Below are 18,711 nucleotides of genomic sequence, written 5' to 3'. Positions count from 1 at the left end.
GCCGTACTGGTTTAAAGTTAATCCACTATAAATCTAAAAAATGGAGAAATCATGTCAACTTTATCCGATAAAATCATCATGGTAACCGGCGCATCCCAAGGTTTGGGCGAGCAGGTTGCCAAGGCTTATGCGGCGGCCGGCGCGACCGTCATTTTGGTGGCGCGTCATCAAAAGAAGTTGGAAAAAGTTTATGATGCCATTGTCGATGCCGGCTATCCCGAACCCTTTGCCATCTGCTTCGACTTAATGAGCGCCGAAGAAAAAGAGTTTGACCAATTTGCCGCAACCATTTCCGAGGCGACCGGCGGACGTTTGGACGGTATCGTGCATTGTGCCAGCTATTTCTATGCACTTTCTCCTTTGGATTTCCAGACCGTATCGGAATGGGTCAACCAATATCGGATCAATACCGTTGCGCCGATGGGTTTGACACGCGCAATGCTGCCTTTGCTCAAAGCTTCTTCCGATGCTTCCGTGATTTTTGTCGGAGAAAGTCATGGCGAAGATCCCAAGGCTTATTGGGGTGGGTTCGGCGCGTCTAAAGCCGCGTTGAATTATTTGTGCAAAGTCGCTGCCGACGAGTGGGAACGTTTTGACAACCTGCGCGCCAATGTTCTGATTCCGGGTCCGATTAACTCGCCTCAACGCATCAAGTCCCATCCGGGCGAGTCGAAAAGCGAACGTAAAAACTATACCGACGTATTGCCGCAGTTTGTGTGGTGGGCAAGTCAGGAAAGCAAAGGGCGCAGCGGCGAGATTGTGTACCTCTAAGTTTGAACGGTAACGCGGCAAAATCATCATTTGATGAATGCCGCGTTTTGATTTTCAAAACATTATTGTTGTATCAGGCAAGCAATGCAAAAGGTCGTCTGAAAAATTTCAGACGACCTTCTGCTATAAACAGACTGCTAGGGCTGCCAATCCAAGAAGTTACGCAACAGCAACAATCCTGCGTTGTGGCTTTTTTCCGTGTGGAACTGGGTGGCGAACACATTGTCTTTGCCGACGATGCAGGCAAATTCGTGCGGATATTCGCTGGTAGCAAGGATGGTTTCGGGGTCTTCGGGGGCGAAGTAGTAGCTGTGGACGAAGTAAAAGCGCGTTTCTTGCCCGATGTCTTTAAACAGCGGGTGCGGGCGGGTTTGGCGTACTGTATTCCAGCCCATGTGCGGCACTTTCAGACGACCTCCGTGTCCATCGGTTTGATTGGCGGCGAAGCGTTTGACCCTGCCTTTAAACCAGCCCAGTCCGGCAGTATCACCTTCTTCGCTGTGTTCGAACAATAATTGCGCGCCGACGCAGATGCCGAAAAACGGTTTGTTTTTCAATCCGTCTTCCACTGCCTCGCCCAAACCGCTTTGCCGCAGCGCCGCCATACAGTCGGGCATCGCGCCCTGACCGGGGAAAATGATTTTGTCGGCAGCGAAGATGTCTTCGGGGCGGTCGGTCAGATAAATTTCAGCAGCTTTGCCGGACAAGGCTTGCGCGGCCTGTACGGATTTGAGGACGGAATGCAGGTTGCCCATGCCGTAATCGACAATAGCGGTTTTCATGTTTTCTCCTTAGTTTTGGATAACGGGGCAAGGCGGGGAAGGGCATTGCGATGGTAATGATTTTATAGCAAACCCCGAACGCGGAAAATCGTTGCGTTGAGCGGCGGTGAGGGTGGGGCGGCACTATATATGTTATAGTGGAATTAACATAAATCAGGACAAGGCGACAAAGCCGCAGACAGTACAGGTAGTACGGTAAGGAGAGGTAACGCCGTACTGGTTTAAAGTTAATCCACTATACAAAGCCAAGTTTGAAAACTTGGCTCTTTATATCGTTTACAGGATGATGGGTCGTCTGAAATAGGCAACTGAAAGAGAAAACCTTGTTTCAGACGACCTTTTCCATATTACTCAATCTTCACCCGTTTCAACCTCAACGCATTGCCCAACACCGACACCGAGCTTGCCGCCATTGCCGCGCCTGCGATGACGGGGTTTAAGAAGCCGAGAGCGGCGAGCGGGATGCCCAAGATATTGTAGAAGAAGGCGAAAAACAGGTTTTGCTTGATGTTTTTCAACGTCGCCTGCGACACCAGCAGGGCATCGGCGAGCTGGTTGACCGAATGCTGCATCAGTGTGGCGGATGCGGTGTGTTCGGCAACGTCCGCGCCGCCTTTCATGGCGAAGCTGACGTTGGCGGCGGCAAGGGCGGGAGCATCATTGATGCCGTCGCCGACCATTGCCACGGTTTTGCCGGTGGCTTTGAGTTTCTGCACTTCGGCTGCTTTGTCGCGCGGACTCATGTTGCCGAAAGCATGTGCTATGCCCAGTTGTTTGGCGACGTATTTGACCGTGCCTTGGTTGTCGCCGCTCATGATGTAAACGTCGATGCCGTGTTTTTTCAGACGGCCTATGGCTTCGGCGGTATCGGCTTTCAATGCGTCGGCGAGTGCGAATGCGCCGACGGGCTTGTTATCGACAGAAACGGCAACGATGCTTGCGATGCGCCAGACGTCGTCTGAAAGGTTTTCAGGTAGCCTTAATTCGGCAAAATCAAGTTTGCCCGCTTTCACCAACCCCACGCCTTCAACTTCGGCGGTAATGCCTGCGCCGACGACGGTTTGCGCGTTTTGTGCGGCAGGAATCTCCAAACCGCGCACTTGAGCGGCGGAGACGATGGCGCGGGCGAGCGGGTGGGTGGCGTTTTGTTCGACGGCAGCGGCGATGCGGTACAAAGCGTCTTCGTCAAAGCCGCTGTCGGGAACGCAATAGACGGCGGCAACCTGCGGCCTGCCTTCGGTCAGCGTGCCGGTTTTGTCCAACACGACGGCATCGACGTGGGCGGCTTCTTCCATCGCAGCCGCGTCTTTAAACCAAATCCCGTGTTTCACCGCCTTGCCCATGCCGACCATAATCGCGGCGGGCGTCGCCAGACCAAGCGCACACGGGCAGGCAATCACCAAAACGGCAACGGCGTGCATCAGCGCAACCGTCCAATCGCCTTTCACCAGCCAGGTGGCGATAAAAGTCAACAGCGCGATACCCACGACGGCAGGCACAAACACCGCCGCCGCCTTGTCGGCCACGCGCGCAATCGGCGCTTTGCTGCCTTGCGCTTCGGAGAGCGCGTTCATCATGTCGCCAAGCAGGGTTTGGCTGCCGAGCTGCGTGGCGCGGTAAACCACGCTGCCTTCGGTCATCAGCGCGCCCGCCAACACTTTGCCGCCCGCCTTTTTCTCTTCGGGATTGGATTCGCCGGTGAGGTGGCTCTCGTCTGCCCAGCCGCTGCCGCTTTCGATAATGCCGTCGGCAGCAATGCGTTCGCCGTGGTTGGCGCGGATTAGGTCGCCAATTTGCACTTGGTCGATGGGCAGTTGTTTCCATTCGCCATCGCGTTGCACGTTGACTTGGGTCGGCGTGAGTTTCAGCAGCAGGCCCAAGCTGTTCAGGCTGGATTTTTTGGTGCGGTGTTCCAAAAACTTACCCAGCGACACAAAACCAATCACCATCACGCCCGCTTCAAAATACACATGCGCCATGCCGCTGTGCCCCATCGAGCGGTGATGAAACAGCATATAAACGGAATACAGGTAAATCGAGACCGTGCCGATGGTAACGAGCACGTCCATATTCGCCAGCCCGCCCTTGATGCTCGCCCACGCGCTTTTGTAAAACGGGATTGCCAGCCAAAGCTGCACCACGCTCGCCAGCGCGAATTGCCATACCGGCGGCAGCATCCAATCGTGCCGACCAATCATCATGCCTGCCATGCCGATAAGGAACGGGACGTTGATGGCGAACAGCAGCCACAGCCGCCAGCTTACATGAGCGGTTTGTTCGGGCTGAGGCAGTGCATCGGTTTTCTCTTTCGCCGAAAAACCGGTTTTTTCGATGATGGCGGCGATGTCTTGCACCGATGCCTTGTCGGCATCAAACACCACCTGCGCTTCTTCATTGGCGAAGTTCACCCCCGCTTCGGCGACAAAGTCTTTTTTGTTCAACACTTTTTCAATGCGCGAAGCACATGCCTGACAGGTCATGCCTTCGATTTGGAAACGGACTTTTTGTTGCATGGTTTCTTCCTTCTGAATGTGGTTGGGCTACCTGAAAAAAGCGGAGCAGGGTTTTTAGGTAGCCTTTGGGGTGTTGCAGTCGATTTGTTGCGATTCGATTTACAAAGCCGCATCATACCCGCCGTCTTCCACCGCTTCTATCAGCGCGGCGGGGTTGGTTTGGGCGGGGTCGAATTCCACGACGGCGTTCTTGTTTTCCAGGCTCACTTCAGCCTTGTCCACGCCGTTTACGCCTTCGAGGATGCTGGTAACGCTTTTCACGCAGCCGCCGCAGGTCATGCCTTCGATGTTTAATGTGATGGTTTGCATAGGGTTTCCTTTCTGTTGGAATGAGGCTGAGGTTTTAAAGCCCGTTGCAGCCAAAGCTTTCAGGTAGCCTGAAATGATGGGTCGGCTCTTGCTTTCCCGCTAAGTGCCGCCACTATAAAGCTTCACCCGAAGTAAAGGTCAAGCATCATGATGAACATCAGTCAGGCCGCGGCCGAGAGCGGCCTTTCCGCCAAACAAATCCGCGACTACGAAAAGCACGGCCTAATCGCCCCGGCTGCGCGCAGCGAAGCGGGCTACCGCCGCTACGGACAGGCCGACCTTGCCCGGCTGCGCTTTATCCGCCATGCGCGGGAAGTGGGCTTTTCGCTGCCGCAGATTGGGCAGCTTTTGAGCCTGCAACACAGCCCGCAGCGCACCAGCCGCGAAGTGAAAACGCTCACCGCGCGGCACATCGCCGAGCTGGAAGCCAAAATCGAACGCTTGCAGGGCATGGTGGCCGAGCTGCAACGCTGGCACGATGCCTGCGCGGGAGACGACTGCCCGGATTGTGCGATTTTGGCCGGGCTGGAGGAGCGTTAGGCGGCTTGGGGCCAATACACATGAGTGCAACCACCTGTTGCCTTTGTTGGAAGGGATAGCCGAAGGTACGACCGTCTATGCCGATAAAGGCTATGACAGTAAGGAAAACCGGCAACATCTGAAAGAGCATCAGTTGCTGGACGGCATTATGCGCAAAGCCCAACGCAACCGTCCGCTGACGGAAGCGCAAACCAAACGTAACCGCTATTTGTCGAAGACCCGTTATGCGGTCGAACAAAGCTTTGGTACGCTGCACCGTAAATTCCGCTACGCCCAGGCAGCCTATTTTGGTTTGCTCAAAGTGAGTGCGCAAAGCCATCTGAATGCGATGTGTTTGAACCTGTTGAAAGCGGCTAACAGGCTAAGTGTGCCTGTTGCCGCCTAAAAGGCGGCCCGGATGCCTGATTATCGGGTATCCGGGGAGGATTAAGGGGGTATTTGGGTAAAATTAGGAGTGATTTGGGGAGAAAACAGCCGAAAACCTGTGTTTGGGTTCCGGCTGTCGAGGGAAGGGCTTTTTTGCAAAGGTCTCTGCTCATAAAAAAACTGCACCTTGTGAGTTGGAGGGGATGTGTCCAACTTTTGGGGTGCAGTTCAAAAGAGGAGGGCGGTTTTCAGACGACCTTTTTGAGTTGGCGAAGTGCTGTCTTGCCATCCGATTCAAATCTTTCCCAAGCGATATCTGATGCTGAGGCGGCAGGTTTTCAATTAAGCCGCGCCAAATTCCGTTAATTTCCATTAAAGGTCGTCTGAAAGCCTTCGGTGTCATACTTTCTCGGTTATAATAGCCGGCTTCTTCAATTTGACCCTTTTTCGGAAATATATCATGGCCTTTGCCTCGCTTTTCACCCTTTTGGACGATATTACCGCTGTCTTGGACGACGTTGCCCTGATGACCAAAATGGCCGCCAAGAAAACGGCGGGCGTGGTCGGCGATGATTTGGCGCTCAATGCAAATCAGGTTACGGGCGTGTCGGCGGAACGCGAGCTGCCGATTATTTGGGCGGTGGCGAAAGGTTCTTTGGTGAACAAGCTGATTTTGGTGCCGCTGGCTTTGCTGCTGTCTGCCTTTTTGCCGAAGCTGATCACGCCTTTATTGATGATAGGCGGGATTTATTTGTGTTTCGAGGGCGTGGAAAAGCTGCTGCATAAGTTTCTACACCGCCACGAAGCGCATGAAGACGAGGAGGCTGCCGCCGAAACGCTGGACGAAAAAACCAAGATTAAAGGCGCGATTCGTACCGATTTCATCCTGTCTGCCGAGATCATTATTATTGCTTTGGGCGTGGTTGAAAAATACGATCTGATGACCCGTTCGCTGGTGATGACGGCAATCGGCATCGGTATGACCGCTTTTGTGTACGGTTTGGTCGGCGTTATCGTTAAACTCGACGACTTCGGTATGCTGCTGATGCGTCAAAAAAGCACGGGCATCCAAACGGTCGGACGGGGCTTGATTGCCTTTATGCCTTGGTTCATGCGCGGTTTGAGCGTGGTGGGTACGCTTGCCATGTTCCTCGTCGGCGGCGGTTTGATTACCCACAACTTGGGCTTTTTGCATGATTTCTTACACGCGCAACATTGGGACAGCGGCTTGATGGAGCATGTCGCCAACCTTACCGTCGGGCTGATTGCCGGTGCCATCGCCTGCGCCGTTGCGCTGCCTTTGATGAAGCTGTTTCAAAAACACTAAACAACCGATACGTCGTCTGAAAATGGTTCAACTTTGTTGAATCTGTATTTTCAGACGACCTCTTATTTTCTTTTCTCTGCAATGAACATTTTCCGCAAACTCGAACAATATTGGCAGCATCCTGTGCTGTACTGGCCGCTGGTGATCCTGATTGCCGCCGCCACGCCCTTAACTTTCGCACCTTATTACCATTTTTGGCTGATGCCTTTGCTGTTTGGCGCATTGATCCGACTGATTGAACTGCGTCCGCGCTTTGCTGTTTCCACTGCCTATCTGTTTGGGCTGGTTGCTTATACGGCGCAGTTTTATTGGATACATACCGCGCTGCACGATGTTTCCGGCCTGCCTAATTTATACGCGGTTCCGCTGACTTTCCTGCTGCCGGCGTTTCTCGCGCTGTATCCTGCCGCCTGTTTTTGGTTGTGGAAGAAGTTTCATCTGCCGCGTTGGGTTAAGGTCGGCATCGTTTTGCCGATTTTGTGGACGTTGGCGGAATTTGCCCGCGAACGCCTGTTGACCGGCTTCGGCTGGGGGGCAATCGGCTATTCCCAAATCGTCAAAGAAAGCCCGCTTGCCGGCTTTGCGCCTTTGGGCGGTATTCATCTGGTGACGCTGGCGACGGCATTTGTCAGCGCATGGCTGGTGTTGCTGATTGACAATACGGGTCGTCTGAAACAGCGCCTGCTGCCGATGTGCATGATTGTCATGTTGTGTACCGTCGGCTATATCGCCCAGCAAACCGACTTTACCAAACCCGACGGCAGCACCAGTACCGTCGCGCTCGTGCAGGGCAATATCGAGCAGAGTTTGAAATGGAATGAAGAACAAGTTGTCCCCACCATTCAGAAATACTACGGTCAAATCAGCAAAACATCCGCCGACATCGTTATCCTGCCGGAAACCGCATTGCCCGTGATGCGTCAGGATTTGCCGGAAAACATCCTGACCCAGTTTGCCGAGCAGGCGCGCACGAACGGCAGCGCGTTGGCCGTCGGTATCGGTCAATATACAGCCGACGGCAGCGGATACGAAAACGCCGTAATCAATTTGAGCGACTACGATGATATTTCAGACGACCTCCCGTATTACGCCAAAAATCATCTGGTTCCCTTTGGCGAATACAAACCGCTGCCTTTTTTGACCGAACCGTTATACAAGCTGATGAATATGCCGCTTGCCGATTTCCGTCGCGGCGGAGCGGGGCAGCCTCCCTTGACGATGAAAGATCAAAAAGTCGCCTTCAACATCTGCTATGAAGACGGCTTTGGCGACGAACTCATTGTTACCGCCAAAAATGCTACGCTGCTTGCCAACGTCAGCAATATGGCGTGGTACGGCGATTCCAACGCCATGTACCAACAGCTCCAGCAATCCCAAGCCCGCGCGATGGAGCTTGGACGCTATATGGTCCGTGCCACCAATACCGGTGCAACCGCCATTATTTCTCCCAAAGGAAGCATCATCGCCGAGAGCGAACCCAATACCGATGCCGTCTTGGAAGGGCATATCAAAGGCTATGTCGGCGAAACCCCTTATATGAAGGCGGGCGGTTCGCTGTGGCTGATCGGAGTGTTGTCAATCATTGCCATCGCACTGTTTTTAATCAGGAAAAAATCAGATTGAGTTTGAAAAAGCGGTCTTTTCATAAGGCCGTTTTTCTTGAATTTTAATATTTACATACAAGAATGTTTGTAATATACTGAACTTATTCCCAGTAAAACAGTCAAATTTTCAAAATCAATCGAATTTCAAAAAGCAAGAAAATCCACCTATCAAACAGTCTTTTACAGAAAAAGGCATTTGACAGCATACGATAGGGCAACAGGCAGTGATATACTGCACGGCAAACAACAAGTAAACAATAGTCTCTACATCATATAAAGGAAAGCAACTCTCATGAATAACGCCTTTGCATTACCCGTCATTCACAGCGGCAACGGCAGCCTTGAGCAATACATTCATACCGTCAACAGCATTCCCATGTTGACGCCCGAAGAAGAAAGCCAACTCGCGGAGCGTCAGCAAAAAGGCGACCTTAACGCCGCCAAACAACTCATTCTTTCCCATTTGCGCGTCGTCGTATCCATCGCACGAGGCTACGACGGCTATGGCCTGAACCAAGCCGATCTTATCCAAGAAGGCAACATCGGACTGATGAAAGCGGTCAAACGCTACGAGCCCAGCCGTGGCGCGCGCCTGTTTTCATTCGCCGTACACTGGATTAAGGCCGAAATCCACGAATTTATCCTGCGCAACTGGCGACTGGTGCGCGTAGCGACCACCAAACCGCAACGCAAACTGTTCTTCAATCTGCGCAGTATGCGTAAAAACCTGAATGCCTTGTCTCCGAAAGAAGCGCAAGACATCGCCGACGATTTGGGCGTCAAATTGTCCGAAGTCATGGAAATGGAACAACGCATGACCGGACACGACATCGCCATCATGGCGGACAACAACGATGACGAAGACAGCTTCGCCCCCATCGACTGGCTTGCCGACCCCGATGCCGAGCCCAGCCGCCAACTGTCCAAACAAGCCCACTACGCCCTGCAAACCGAAGGTCTGCAAAACGCATTGGCGCAACTGGACGACCGCAGCCGCCGCATCGTAGAAAGCCGCTGGCTGCAAGACGATGGCGGATTAACCCTGCACGAGCTGGCAGCCGAATACGGCGTGTCTGCCGAACGCATTCGTCAAATCGAAGCCAAAGCCATGCAAAAACTGCGCGGTTTCCTCGCGGAAGAAGCGGAAGCGGTTTAAAAAAACAGTTCAGTAGAAGGGAAAAGGTCGTCTGAAACCCGAAATCTCGGTTTCAGACGACCTTTTTTGTGTATGGATGCCTTATTTTTTCGCTTTGGCCTGTTTGGCGTCTTTTTCGGTAATGGTACCGCCGCCGTTGTTAAACGCATTCATGATATAGGTGGCAACGGCAGCGAGATCGGCATCGTTGATGGCGGTCGCGGGCATAAAGCCGTTGTAAGGTTTACCGTTGACTTTGATGGGACCGTTGATGCCTTTGGTCATGCTTTGCAGCAATACCTGCGGTTTTTTCATAATATAGTCCGATTGGTAAAGAGGGGGAAACATGGTTCCCCTGCCTTCCCCTTTTTTACCGTGGCAGGCGGCGCAGTTGCTTTCATAAATTTTTTGGCCTTGCGTCATTTGGGCAGCATCGGCGGCAAAGGTGCTGTGGACGGACAGGGTAAAAATTGCAGCCGCCAATATTTTTTTTGTTGTGGTCATGATGTGTCCTTTTTATCGGTATGGTCTGTTTATCGATAATACAATAAAGGTCGTCTGAAAACAGATTTTTCAGACGACCTTAGACTTAAATCAAATGTAACGCTTTCATCGGAAACATGATGTATCCGGTCATTGCCAACCTTGCAGGTTGTTTTTGACTAGTTCGGTCAGGGCGAGAATCCATGCGGGGTGGTCGTTCAAGCAGGGGATGTAGCGGTATTCTTTGCCTCCGGCTGCGTGAAATTGTTCGCGCCCCATGATGGCAATCTCTTCCATGGTTTCCAGACAATCTGCCATAAAGCCCGGACAGAATACATCTAATTTGCTGACGCCTTGTTTGGGCAGTTGGTCAAACAAGGCTTGTGTGCTGGGCGTTACCCATTTTGCTTTGCCAAATTGGCTTTGGAAGGAAACGATGTATTCTTGCTCGTTTAGGTTGAGTGCTTGGGCAAGAAGTTTCGCGGTATGGCGGCATTCGTCGGGATAAGGGTCGCCGTCGTCGTAATTTTTTTGCGGAATGCCGTGAAAGCTGAGCATGAGTTTCTCGCCGCGTCCGTGTTCTTTCCAATATGCTTCAATGTGTTGTTTCATGGCATCAATATAGGCTGCGTCGTCGTAAAAACGCGAAACGGTACGCAGGCTCATTTGGTTGCGCTGCTTCAGCAGTTGTTGGAACACTTTGTCTAATGCCGCGCCGGTGCTGGAGGCGGCGTATTGCGGATATAAAGGGACAATCAGCAATTTGCCTACGCCTTGGGCTTTCATTTCGGCAAGGACGGTTTCGATGCCTGGGTTACCATAGGTCATGGCATGGCGGACGATGGTGTCGGGCATGGCTTGTGCTAGGGCGTCTGTTTGGCGTTGGGTATAGACGGCAAGCGGAGAGCCTTGTTCAAACCAGATTTTGGCGTAAGCGTGCGCACTTTTCTTGGGACGCAGCGTCAGAACCAAACCATGCAAAATCGGCTGCCAAAGTAGTTTGGGCAGTTCGACGACGCGTTGGTCCGATAGAAATTCTCGAAGATATGGTTTGACGGCGGCGGCGGTCGGGGCATCGGGCGTGCCGAGATTGAGGAGGAGGACGCCTACACGGTTTTGCTGAGTGTAAGCCAGGGAGGGTTCGACGTGGAAAAGCGGCATGATGTGCCTTTGGATTGGAGTGGAAGCCCGTATTGTAGCAATGTGAAGGTCGTCTGAATATGGTCTGCGTTTTCAGACGACCTTTTTTCAGGGTTGTGTTTTAAAGTTTATGGTGTATAATGTTATACTATAACATTTATTGGAGGAATGATGAAAGCGAATATCCACCCTGAAAATTACCGTACTGTGCTTTTTTACGACAGTGGCGCCAATGAAGGCTGGCTAATCCGTTCTTGTGCGGATACGCACGGCAAAACGATGGTTTGGAACGATGGTAAAGAATATCCCTTATTTTCTTTGGATACGTCTTCTGCCTCGCATCCCGTCTATACGGGCAAACAGCGCAATGTGAATACCGAAGGCCGCGCCAGCAAGTTCAACCAAAGGTTCCAATCTATGATTTCGTCTTTTAGAAAGGATAAATAATGCAGGTTTTGTCTTCATTGAAAACAGCGAAAAAGCGCCATCGCGATTGTCAAATCGTTCGACGCAAAGGTAAAGTTTACGCCATCTGTAAAAGCAATCCCCGCTTCAAAGCCCGTCAGAGGTAATGTTTTCATATTTTGTAATGCTCTCAATGGATTGCCGCTTGCGATGATTTTCGCGGGCGGTTTTTTTGTTTCAGACGACCTCGGACGGGCGGGTAAGTGTGAAGCAATGGTTGAGGGAAGTTTTAATGTTTGCGAAAAAACTACGGAGCTTTGGAAAAAGCTACATTCGGGGCGTGCAGGTAAATTAGGGTAAGCTCCCTTGCTAGACTATAAAGATGTTTATAACATGGAACGACTGTTATGCAGTTCCACATTTTTCAGGAGTATTAATATGAAACTTAAAGCTGTATTGGCCGTAGCGGCTGTTTTGTCCTTGGGTGCTTGTGCTGCCCCTGATTATGATGATAATGATGCTCCTCGCCACGAGCACCGTCATGACCATGGAGATCGCAACTATGATGATCGTGGTCAGTCTAGCGACCGCCGTTCGCCCCAATCTTTTGAGTGTGAAAACGGTTTGTCTGTGACTGTACGCAATCTGGACACCAACCGCGTCGAGTTGAGCCTGGATGACAAACGCGCTGTCTTGTCTTCTGCGGTTTCCGGTTCCGGCGAGCGTTATGTTTCCAACCGCGGTCTGTTCGGTAAAGGTGCAGAATGGCATCAAAAAGGCAGCCAAGCCTTCTTCAGCTTCGTTGATCCTTATGGCAACAAAGTAGACACTTCTTGCAATCAGCGTTAATGACTGCGTGAATTGTTAGGGGATGGCGGGTTTGCGATGCCTATCTCCGTGAAACCAAAAAGGTCGTCTGAAAATTTCAGACGACCTTTTGCTATGGGTAAATGCGAAACCTGTCGGTATAGTGGAATTAACATAAATCAGGACAAGGCGACGAAGCCGTAGACAGTACAGATAGTACGGAACCGATTCACTTGGTGCTTCAGCACCTTAGAGAATCGTTCTCTTTGAGCTAAGGAGAGGTAACGCCGTACTGGTTTAAAGTTAATCCACTATATTTTCCAACAGGTTTGCCGGCGGATTATTGGCTACGTTTGATAATCAGCTTGTCTTCGGTGACTTCGGCATTGAGCGCGGTTGCCATTTCTTTGACGACGTTGTCCAAATCGCTTTCTTTGATATTGGGATCGTATTGAGAAGCCAGTTTGAGCACTTCTCTGATGAAGTTTTTATCGACCTCCGCGTTGACGTTGTATTTCAGCTTACTGAGGAGGTCTTGTTGAAGCTGCTCGTCGTTTTTATATTCGATAGGCGGAATGGAGGCGTCTGCGTCGGCTTTGACCGCGCTGTTGTTCAAGTAGATTTGATTGCCTTTTGAGTCGAATTTGATGCCGGTTTTTAAAAAGGTTTTTACGGCTTCCATCAGTTCTTTTTGTGTGTCGGGGCTGTTCATATCGACGCACTCTTTACCTTGACGGTCGAAGAATTTATTGATGCGGTCGATACCTTCGCCATTGATATCGCGGAGGTTGAAGTTGTAATGGATTCGGTCGAATTTGATGTTGTTGATGCGGAAGTTTTCGATTTCGCTTTGTCCTTCCATAGCGTATTTGTTGTCTTTTGCAGACTGTTTGCTTCCTGCTTTGATTTTGTCGACAGAGAAATCAAAGGTTTGGTTGCCCATTTTGAATGCGGCAGAGTCTACGGTGAAGAGGGATGTGCCATTGCGCAATGCAGTGGTGTCACCTTTTTCCATATCAGCCTGATATTTAACGTTTTTCAAGCTAAATTGGTATCCCGGGCTTTCAGGTTTGTCAGGGTGTGAGGCAGTCATGCCGGGCCATTCGAAATTGAAATTATCGAGATGGTACTGATGGTCGGATTTGTGGCCTTTGACAGCCAAAGTCGCCGTTTCCCATTTGACTTCGTCGGAATCGATGTTTAATGAGCCTGCCGGTGCGGTCAGTTTGCCCTCCAATTCTCCACCCCAAGAAAGCACGGTATTGCCGTCCAACCGGAATATTTCTTTATTGTCATCTCCAATCAGATAGAGTTTGGTTTGGATGGTGTAGCCGTTCAGACCGCGGGTGATGATGTCCTCGCCGCGTATTGAGAATTTTGTGTCCTGATGGCACAAGTCGGGCGTGATGTCGCCCCTCCATGAAGCTTTACCCGAAGTGAGGCCCATGTCGAATTTATCCAGAGTGATTTTCAGGCGTTTGTCGGCATCGGGATTGTTTTGGAAATAGTATTCCTGTTTCAATTTGTTGTCGGCATAAATGCCGCCGCCAACGGTTGCTCCTCCCAGTGCGGCGATGCCGACTAATGTCGCAATGATGCTTTTTTTCATGTCTTGTCCTTAAGCAGGTGGTAAAAATGTAATGGATGGATTGGAATCGGGTAGATTCGAATCGGCTTTGCGCAAGATAGGACAGTTTTCCAGTTGGACTCAAACTGCGACGCTGCCGGGTTGCGCCTTGGCGGAAATTGGATCAACTGACGGTATTTGCCTATGCCGATTTTAAAATGCCAATATTGTAATATAAAAAGGTCGTCTGAAAACTTTCAGACGACCTTTTTTCAACCGTTCAAGCGATTAACAACATCTTCCGCCGTTTGCACCGCAGCGGCGTTTGCGACAATAGTCTTGAAATTGCAGCTCGGTCATGACGGGGGCGTTGGGATTATGTTTGCGTTGTTGTGCAACGTAGTTTTCATAATCGGGCACCCCTGCCATGAGGTTGGCGGTAAGTTTGGCGGTTTTCCACCAAGCAGCGAGTTTATGCTTCACTTTGTGCCTCCGGTTGTTTGCCGTCGCGGTACACCGCTGGGATTTCTTTGGCGGTCGGCCAGCCGACTTTGCGTGCTTTCATGGCGATACGCACGCCGTAGATGGCAACGACGACGACGACGGAGAGGAACAATGCGGTCAGACCGGCATTGATTTGGTCGTTAAAGATGATTTGCGACATTTCGCCGATGTCTTTAGCGGGCGCGAGGACTTCGTTTTTAGCCAATGCGTCGCTGTATTTGCCGGCATGGGCAAGGAAGCTGACACGCGGGTCGCTGTGGAACAGTTTTTGCAGACCGGCGTAGCAGGTTACAAACAGTACGCCGACAGCAGGAACGAGTGCCACCCAGACATAACGGTCGCGTTTCATCTTAATCAGCACAACGGCACACATAATCAAGGCTACGCCTGCCAGCATTTGGTTGGCGATACCGAACAAAGGCCAGAGCGAGTTGATGCCGCCCAAGGGGTCGGTCACGCCGGTGTAGAGGAAGTAGCCCCACAATGCCACGGCGAAGAAGGTCGCAATCAGGTTGGCAGGGATGGAGTCGGTGTTGCCGAAAGGTTTGTAGAAAATACTGCCCAAGTCTTGAATCATGAAACGTGCGACGCGCGTACCGGCATCGACAGCGGTCAGGATGAACAAGGCTTCAAACAACAGGGCAAAGTGATACCAGAATGCCATCATGGCTTCGCCCGGAATCAGGCGGCTCATGATGTGTGCCATACCGACTGCGAGGGTTGGCGCACCGCCCGCACGGGAAAGGATGGTGTTTTCGCCCACTTCCTTAGCGGTGTGCAACAGGGTCGCAGCATCGACGGGGAATTGCAGCTTGGTGGTAATCACTTCGGCGGCGGTATTGGCATCTGTACCAATCAGGGCTGCGGGGCTGTTCATGGCGAAGTACACGCCGGGATCAAGCGATGACGCGGCAGCCAAGGCCATAATCGCCACGAAGCTTTCCATAATCATACCGCCGTAACCGATCATGCGGACGTGGGTTTCGTTTTCCAGCATTTTCGGCGTGGTACCGGAAGAAATCAGCGCGTGGAAGCCTGAAACCGCACCACAAGCGATGGTGATGAAGAGGAACGGGAACAATGCGCCTGAGAATACCGGGCCGGAACCGTCGATAAAGTGGGTCACAGCAGGCATTTGCAGCGCAGGGCTGACGATGAGGATACCGATGGCGAGTGCGACAATCGTACCGATTTTCAGGAAGGTAGAGAGATAGTCGCGTGGAGTCAGCAGCAGCCATACCGGCAATACTGATGCTACGAAGCCGTAAATCATAATCGCCCAAGTGAGCTGGATGCCGTCAAGGTCAAACCAGTGGCCGATGGAGCTGTGCGCCACATTGTCGCCGTAAATGACCGCCAGCATCAGCAGGATAAAGCCGACGATGGAAATCTCGCCGATTTTGCCCGGACGGATATAGCGGGTGTAAATACCCATAAACAGCGCAATCGGCATGGTGGCGGCAATCGTAAACGTACCCCAAGGGCTGTGAACCAGTGCTTTCACCACAATCAGCGCCAACACCGCCATGATGATGACCATAATCATCAAAATACCGATGGACGCGATCACGCCGGGGACGGTGCCGAGTTCTTGTTTTACGATATCGCCCAAAGACTTACCGTCGCGGCGCATGGAGACGAACAAGACCATCATGTCTTGTACCGCACCGGCAAACACTACGCCGAAGATAATCCACAGCGTACCTGGCAGATAACCCATTTGCGCAGCCAGCACGGGACCGACCAAGGGGCCTGCACCCGCAATCGCGGCAAAGTGGTGTCCAAACAATACGCCTTTGTGTGTCGGCACATAGTCCAAACCGTCATTGTGCCGCTCGGCGGGCGTCAGGCGGTTCGGATCAAGCTGCATCACATATTTGGCGATGTAGAGACTGTAAAAACGGTAAGCGATGCAGTACACCGATACGGCGGCGGTGACCATCCATACCGCGCTGACCTGCTCGCCCCGACTGATGGCCAAAGTGGTAAAGGACGCTACGCCGACCAAAACCACAATGCCCCAAATAAGGAACGTTTTGAGCGATTTCATTGTTTAATCCTTAAAATACAAGAGTGAGAATGTTCGGGTTCTTATTGTTGCGGGGGGACAAACTGCATCCCGAAGCATTTATGGAAGAAAAAAATGAAGCGATGATGGTGCGGGAACCCTGGCTTGAGATAATTAATAAACAAGGGAACCAAAACCCTAGAATGTTAACTATCATCAAGTCTAGCGTAAGGTTAACACAATCCGATAACGTGCGGGCTAGATTTAACTCAAGCAATCGTCATTCATTACATTATAGTGGATTAACTTTAAACCAGTACGGCGTTACCTCGCCTTGCCGTACTATCTGTACTGTCTGCGGCTTCGGCGCCTTGTCCTGATTTAAATTTAATCCACTATATTACCGCTTATTTTTTGACAAATTCTTTATACAATATCCTGACAAAAGAGAAAGGTCGTCTGAAAACCGAATTTGGGTTTTCAGACGACCTTTTTGCATGGGGGAGCGAAAGCGGTGAAAGAGTTGCTTCCGGTTTACGGTTGGGTATGCCGTTTTCTGTCGGCGTGTTCTTTGATGGTGGCACACATGCCGGCAGTGTTGCCGCCGTTCATGAGCATGACCGGTTCGCCGTTGAGGGCGTAGCCGTCGCTGCCGTCATCGGAGATGACCGTTTTGTTGTCGTCCAGCTTTAGGCTGTTTGGCGTTTTTTGCCAGCGGCCGTTTTTGACCTCGTTTTGCACAACCATGCAATAGCTGCCATTTGCCAGGATACCGATAAGCTGCGAATCCATGGTCATGTAAACGCCGGGAGGCGGGGTTTTGGCAAAGGCCTGTGTCGACAGCATCAGAGCGGCGGCGGTTAGAAGTTGGAGGGTGTTTTTCATATTAAATTACGCGTTGCCGCGTTTCGGGTCGTTCGGGCGCAGTTGGGCGGCGAGTTTGTCGAGGATGCCGTTGACGAATTTGTGTCCGTCAGTACCGCCGAAGGTTTTGGTCACTTCAATGGCTTCGTTGATGATGACGGGGTAGGGGGTTTCGGGCATCGCGCTCAATTCGTGGCATGCCATCAGCAGGACGGCGCGTTCGATGGGGCTGAGGTCTTTTTCGTCGCGGTCAAGCAGGGGGCGGATTTGCTGGATGTATTCGGCGGCGTGGGTGTGCGTGCCGAAGAAGAGTTTGTTGAACAGCTCTTCGTCTGCTTTGGCAAAGTCGGGCTGGTCTTGGATGTTTTTGGCGATTTCGGGGGCGGCGGTGTTGTTGATGCCGGCTTGGTAGAGGGCTTGTACGGCTAACTCGCGGGCGCGGCGGCGTGGGGTTTTCATGAGGATTCCTTCGTTGGCGGCACGGTGGGTGCGGTAATGAATGTTTCAGACGACCTCTGTCGGATGACGGGTCGTCTGAAAACGGTTTGTCCGGTAGATGGTGCGAAACCGGAATGCGGTAAAGCTATGGGTTTCGCGTTCGGGCTTATTCTTCTTCGTCGTCAAACTGCTCTTCAATCAGGCGGTTGACGAGGTTGGCGCACTCGACGGCGACTTTAGCGGCGTCGGTGGCTTTTTCTTCAATGCGCGCGACGGCTTGTTCGTCGTTTTCGGTGGTCAGGATGGCGTTGGCGATGGGGATGTTGTAGTCGAGTCCGACACGGGTTACGCCTGAACCGGATTCGTTGGAAACGAGTTCGAAGTGGTAGGTTTCGCCGCGGATGACGACGCCGATGGCAATCAGTGCGTCGTATTGCTCGGAGGCCGCCATGTTTTGCAGGACGAGCGGCACTTCGAGCGCGCCGGGTACGGTGGCGATGGTGATGTTGTTGTCGACTACGCCTAATTCTTGCAGTGTGCGGCAGCAGACTTTGAGCATTTCGCTGCCGATTTCGTTGGTAAAGCGGGCTTGTACGATGCCGATGCGCAGGTGTGCGCCGTCGAGGTTCGGGGCGATGATGTTCATGGTGTTTCCTTGTATTTTGAGCGGTAAACGGGTTTTCAGACGACGTGTGGCTTTTCTGAAAACGATATTGGGGATTTATTCCTGCGGCTGCCAGTCGGCAACGGCTTGAAACTCGCCGTCTTCGCCGATTTCCCATGCGCTGCCTTCGGGTTGGGTTATCATCGCGGCGATGGCGGGATTGGACTGGGTGATTTCGGAAAGGCTGACGACGCTGAAATTGTCGGGATCGTCGGTGTATTCGTCGGTTTCGTCGCCGCTGAAGAAACGCCAGCCGCTGTCGTTTTCGAAAACGGGGGCTTCGCGGTAGAGGAAGCCGACGGGTTCGCCTTGTTTGGCTACCGTATTGGTGACGATGCAGCGGTCGAGGGCGGCTGAGAGGGCTTGGGCAAATTTATTCATTGCGGTGTGTGCATGCCGTAAAAATTGTGCGGATTTTATCATGATTAGGGCAGCCTCTGCACCGTGTATCTTTATAGTGGATTAACTTTAAATCAGGACAAGG

The 18,711-nt window shown here is 51.9% G+C and carries 20 protein-coding genes and 3 pseudogenes; 10 read left to right on the top strand and 13 right to left on the bottom strand.

Annotated features, from left to right (window positions below):
- Positions 1-51 precede the first annotated feature (51 nt).
- Complete coding sequence (locus HMPREF3277_RS11725; protein ID WP_003761605.1) at positions 52-771, top strand: SDR family oxidoreductase; 720 nt, start codon at positions 52-54, stop codon at positions 769-771.
- A gap of 137 nt (positions 772-908) precedes the next feature.
- On the opposite strand, the gene hisH is transcribed toward HMPREF3277_RS11725, so the two are convergent.
- Positions 909-1,553, bottom strand: coding sequence for an imidazole glycerol phosphate synthase subunit HisH (hisH, locus tag HMPREF3277_RS11720; RefSeq protein ID WP_003765462.1), 645 nt, complete (start codon positions 1,551-1,553; stop codon positions 909-911).
- Between the two features lie 133 nt (positions 1,554-1,686).
- On the opposite strand from hisH, the pseudogene HMPREF3277_RS15435 reads away from it, so the two are divergent.
- Positions 1,687-1,749, top strand: a pseudogene (locus HMPREF3277_RS15435) (transposase); the annotation flags it as partial.
- 151 nt (positions 1,750-1,900) lie between these two features.
- Here HMPREF3277_RS15435 and HMPREF3277_RS11715 read toward each other — a convergent pair.
- The gene (locus tag HMPREF3277_RS11715; RefSeq protein ID WP_070871214.1) at positions 1,901-4,066 is read right to left on the bottom strand and encodes a heavy metal translocating P-type ATPase; all 2,166 of its coding nucleotides are present in this window, start codon (positions 4,064-4,066) and stop codon (positions 1,901-1,903) included.
- Positions 4,067-4,165: 99 nt separating this feature from the next.
- Complete coding sequence (locus tag HMPREF3277_RS11710; RefSeq protein ID WP_003742983.1) at positions 4,166-4,375, bottom strand: heavy-metal-associated domain-containing protein; 210 nt, start codon at positions 4,373-4,375, stop codon at positions 4,166-4,168.
- A 147-nt stretch (positions 4,376-4,522) separates the two neighbouring features.
- On the opposite strand from HMPREF3277_RS11710, the gene cueR reads away from it, so the two are divergent.
- The 5 genes and pseudogenes from cueR (at position 4,523) to rpoH (ending at position 9,368) form a co-directional block, all read left to right on the top strand.
- Entirely contained in the window at positions 4,523-4,915 is a 393-nt protein-coding gene (cueR, locus tag HMPREF3277_RS11705) for a Cu(I)-responsive transcriptional regulator (protein WP_049229623.1), read from the top strand.
- A 10-nt stretch (positions 4,916-4,925) separates the two neighbouring features.
- Positions 4,926-5,300: pseudogene (locus HMPREF3277_RS11700) on the top strand (transposase); the annotation flags it as partial.
- A gap of 441 nt (positions 5,301-5,741) precedes the next feature.
- Positions 5,742-6,608: a DUF808 domain-containing protein gene (locus tag HMPREF3277_RS11695; protein WP_049222571.1), complete on the top strand. Its 867-nt coding sequence runs from the start codon at positions 5,742-5,744 to the stop codon at positions 6,606-6,608.
- 81 nt (positions 6,609-6,689) lie between these two features.
- On the top strand, positions 6,690-8,231 hold the full coding sequence (gene lnt / locus HMPREF3277_RS11690) for an apolipoprotein N-acyltransferase (protein WP_070871213.1): 1,542 nt from the start codon (positions 6,690-6,692) through the stop codon (positions 8,229-8,231).
- Positions 8,232-8,504: 273 nt separating this feature from the next.
- Entirely contained in the window at positions 8,505-9,368 is an 864-nt protein-coding gene (gene rpoH, locus HMPREF3277_RS11685; protein WP_070871212.1) for an RNA polymerase sigma factor RpoH, read from the top strand.
- 81 nt (positions 9,369-9,449) lie between these two features.
- Here rpoH and HMPREF3277_RS11680 read toward each other — a convergent pair whose 3' ends face one another.
- Entirely contained in the window at positions 9,450-9,851 is a 402-nt protein-coding gene (locus HMPREF3277_RS11680; RefSeq protein WP_003765473.1) for a c-type cytochrome, read from the bottom strand.
- Between the two features lie 129 nt (positions 9,852-9,980).
- Complete coding sequence (gene hemH, locus HMPREF3277_RS11675; protein ID WP_070871211.1) at positions 9,981-10,991, bottom strand: ferrochelatase; 1,011 nt, start codon at positions 10,989-10,991, stop codon at positions 9,981-9,983.
- Between the two features lie 150 nt (positions 10,992-11,141).
- Between hemH and HMPREF3277_RS11670 the strand changes: the two genes are divergently transcribed.
- From HMPREF3277_RS11670 to HMPREF3277_RS11660, 3 genes are all read left to right on the top strand, one after another.
- The gene (locus HMPREF3277_RS11670) at positions 11,142-11,417 is read left to right on the top strand and encodes a type B 50S ribosomal protein L31 (protein WP_009311404.1); all 276 of its coding nucleotides are present in this window, start codon (positions 11,142-11,144) and stop codon (positions 11,415-11,417) included.
- The gene (gene ykgO, locus HMPREF3277_RS11665) at positions 11,417-11,542 is read left to right on the top strand and encodes a type B 50S ribosomal protein L36 (protein ID WP_070871210.1); all 126 of its coding nucleotides are present in this window, start codon (positions 11,417-11,419) and stop codon (positions 11,540-11,542) included. Before HMPREF3277_RS11670 ends, ykgO begins: the two co-directional genes overlap by 1 nt.
- Positions 11,543-11,813: 271 nt before the next feature.
- Complete coding sequence (locus HMPREF3277_RS11660) at positions 11,814-12,224, top strand: MliC family protein (RefSeq protein ID WP_003761628.1); 411 nt, start codon at positions 11,814-11,816, stop codon at positions 12,222-12,224.
- A gap of 298 nt (positions 12,225-12,522) precedes the next feature.
- On the opposite strand, the gene HMPREF3277_RS11655 is transcribed toward HMPREF3277_RS11660, so the two are convergent.
- The 8 genes and pseudogenes from HMPREF3277_RS11655 to HMPREF3277_RS11625 all read right to left on the bottom strand — a co-directional run bounded on the left by HMPREF3277_RS11655 (position 12,523) and on the right by HMPREF3277_RS11625 (position 18,608).
- Complete coding sequence (locus HMPREF3277_RS11655) at positions 12,523-13,791, bottom strand: DUF945 family protein (RefSeq protein ID WP_070871209.1); 1,269 nt, start codon at positions 13,789-13,791, stop codon at positions 12,523-12,525.
- 246 nt (positions 13,792-14,037) lie between these two features.
- A complete protein-coding gene (locus HMPREF3277_RS11650) occupies positions 14,038-14,232 on the bottom strand; it encodes a YbdD/YjiX family protein (protein ID WP_060974462.1) in 195 nt (64 codons plus the stop codon).
- The gene (locus tag HMPREF3277_RS11645) at positions 14,222-16,303 is read right to left on the bottom strand and encodes a carbon starvation CstA family protein (RefSeq protein WP_070871208.1); all 2,082 of its coding nucleotides are present in this window, start codon (positions 16,301-16,303) and stop codon (positions 14,222-14,224) included. The genes HMPREF3277_RS11650 and HMPREF3277_RS11645 overlap by 11 nt, the downstream gene beginning before the upstream one ends.
- 253 nt (positions 16,304-16,556) lie before the next feature.
- Positions 16,557-16,673 (bottom strand): annotated as a pseudogene (locus HMPREF3277_RS15430) (IS5/IS1182 family transposase); the annotation flags it as partial.
- A gap of 122 nt (positions 16,674-16,795) precedes the next feature.
- Entirely contained in the window at positions 16,796-17,146 is a 351-nt protein-coding gene (locus HMPREF3277_RS11640; RefSeq protein WP_070871207.1) for a hypothetical protein, read from the bottom strand.
- Positions 17,147-17,152: 6 nt separating this feature from the next.
- Positions 17,153-17,584 (bottom strand): transcription antitermination factor NusB, encoded by a 432-nt coding sequence (gene nusB, locus HMPREF3277_RS11635; RefSeq protein ID WP_003758641.1) that lies wholly within the window; start codon positions 17,582-17,584, stop codon positions 17,153-17,155.
- A 145-nt stretch (positions 17,585-17,729) separates the two neighbouring features.
- Complete coding sequence (ribH, locus tag HMPREF3277_RS11630) at positions 17,730-18,209, bottom strand: 6,7-dimethyl-8-ribityllumazine synthase (protein ID WP_070871206.1); 480 nt, start codon at positions 18,207-18,209, stop codon at positions 17,730-17,732.
- A 75-nt stretch (positions 18,210-18,284) separates the two neighbouring features.
- The gene (locus HMPREF3277_RS11625) at positions 18,285-18,608 is read right to left on the bottom strand and encodes a DUF2185 domain-containing protein (RefSeq protein ID WP_070774650.1); all 324 of its coding nucleotides are present in this window, start codon (positions 18,606-18,608) and stop codon (positions 18,285-18,287) included.
- Between the last annotated feature and the right edge of the window lie 103 nt (positions 18,609-18,711).

Source organism: Neisseria sp. HMSC70E02, from assembly GCF_001838645.1.
Lineage (GTDB): Bacteria > Pseudomonadota > Gammaproteobacteria > Burkholderiales > Neisseriaceae > Neisseria > Neisseria macacae.
Note: the sequence above shows the minus strand (reverse complement) of the source record. Positions and strands in the feature narration are given on the sequence as shown.

What these genes read in the sequence shown, in the direction of transcription:
- HMPREF3277_RS11725 (WP_003761605.1), top strand. Translation starts at nt 52, where the DNA reads ATGTCAACTTTATCCGATAAAATCATCATGGTAACCGGCGCATCCCAA.
- hisH (WP_003765462.1), bottom strand. Translation starts at nt 1,553, where the DNA reads ATGAAAACCGCTATTGTCGATTACGGCATGGGCAACCTGCATTCCGTC.
- HMPREF3277_RS11715 (WP_070871214.1), bottom strand. Translation starts at nt 4,066, where the DNA reads ATGCAACAAAAAGTCCGTTTCCAAATCGAAGGCATGACCTGTCAGGCA.
- HMPREF3277_RS11710 (WP_003742983.1), bottom strand. Translation starts at nt 4,375, where the DNA reads ATGCAAACCATCACATTAAACATCGAAGGCATGACCTGCGGCGGCTGC.
- cueR (WP_049229623.1), top strand. Translation starts at nt 4,523, where the DNA reads ATGATGAACATCAGTCAGGCCGCGGCCGAGAGCGGCCTTTCCGCCAAA.
- HMPREF3277_RS11695 (WP_049222571.1), top strand. Translation starts at nt 5,742, where the DNA reads ATGGCCTTTGCCTCGCTTTTCACCCTTTTGGACGATATTACCGCTGTC.
- lnt (WP_070871213.1), top strand. Translation starts at nt 6,690, where the DNA reads ATGAACATTTTCCGCAAACTCGAACAATATTGGCAGCATCCTGTGCTG.
- rpoH (WP_070871212.1), top strand. Translation starts at nt 8,505, where the DNA reads ATGAATAACGCCTTTGCATTACCCGTCATTCACAGCGGCAACGGCAGC.
- HMPREF3277_RS11680 (WP_003765473.1), bottom strand. Translation starts at nt 9,851, where the DNA reads ATGACCACAACAAAAAAAATATTGGCGGCTGCAATTTTTACCCTGTCC.
- hemH (WP_070871211.1), bottom strand. Translation starts at nt 10,991, where the DNA reads ATGCCGCTTTTCCACGTCGAACCCTCCCTGGCTTACACTCAGCAAAAC.
- HMPREF3277_RS11670 (WP_009311404.1), top strand. Translation starts at nt 11,142, where the DNA reads ATGAAAGCGAATATCCACCCTGAAAATTACCGTACTGTGCTTTTTTAC.
- ykgO (WP_070871210.1), top strand. Translation starts at nt 11,417, where the DNA reads ATGCAGGTTTTGTCTTCATTGAAAACAGCGAAAAAGCGCCATCGCGAT.
- HMPREF3277_RS11660 (WP_003761628.1), top strand. Translation starts at nt 11,814, where the DNA reads ATGAAACTTAAAGCTGTATTGGCCGTAGCGGCTGTTTTGTCCTTGGGT.
- HMPREF3277_RS11655 (WP_070871209.1), bottom strand. Translation starts at nt 13,791, where the DNA reads ATGAAAAAAAGCATCATTGCGACATTAGTCGGCATCGCCGCACTGGGA.
- HMPREF3277_RS11645 (WP_070871208.1), bottom strand. Translation starts at nt 16,303, where the DNA reads ATGAAATCGCTCAAAACGTTCCTTATTTGGGGCATTGTGGTTTTGGTC.
- HMPREF3277_RS11640 (WP_070871207.1), bottom strand. Translation starts at nt 17,146, where the DNA reads ATGAAAAACACCCTCCAACTTCTAACCGCCGCCGCTCTGATGCTGTCG.
- nusB (WP_003758641.1), bottom strand. Translation starts at nt 17,584, where the DNA reads ATGAAAACCCCACGCCGCCGCGCCCGCGAGTTAGCCGTACAAGCCCTC.
- ribH (WP_070871206.1), bottom strand. Translation starts at nt 18,209, where the DNA reads ATGAACATCATCGCCCCGAACCTCGACGGCGCACACCTGCGCATCGGC.
- HMPREF3277_RS11625 (WP_070774650.1), bottom strand. Translation starts at nt 18,608, where the DNA reads ATGAATAAATTTGCCCAAGCCCTCTCAGCCGCCCTCGACCGCTGCATC.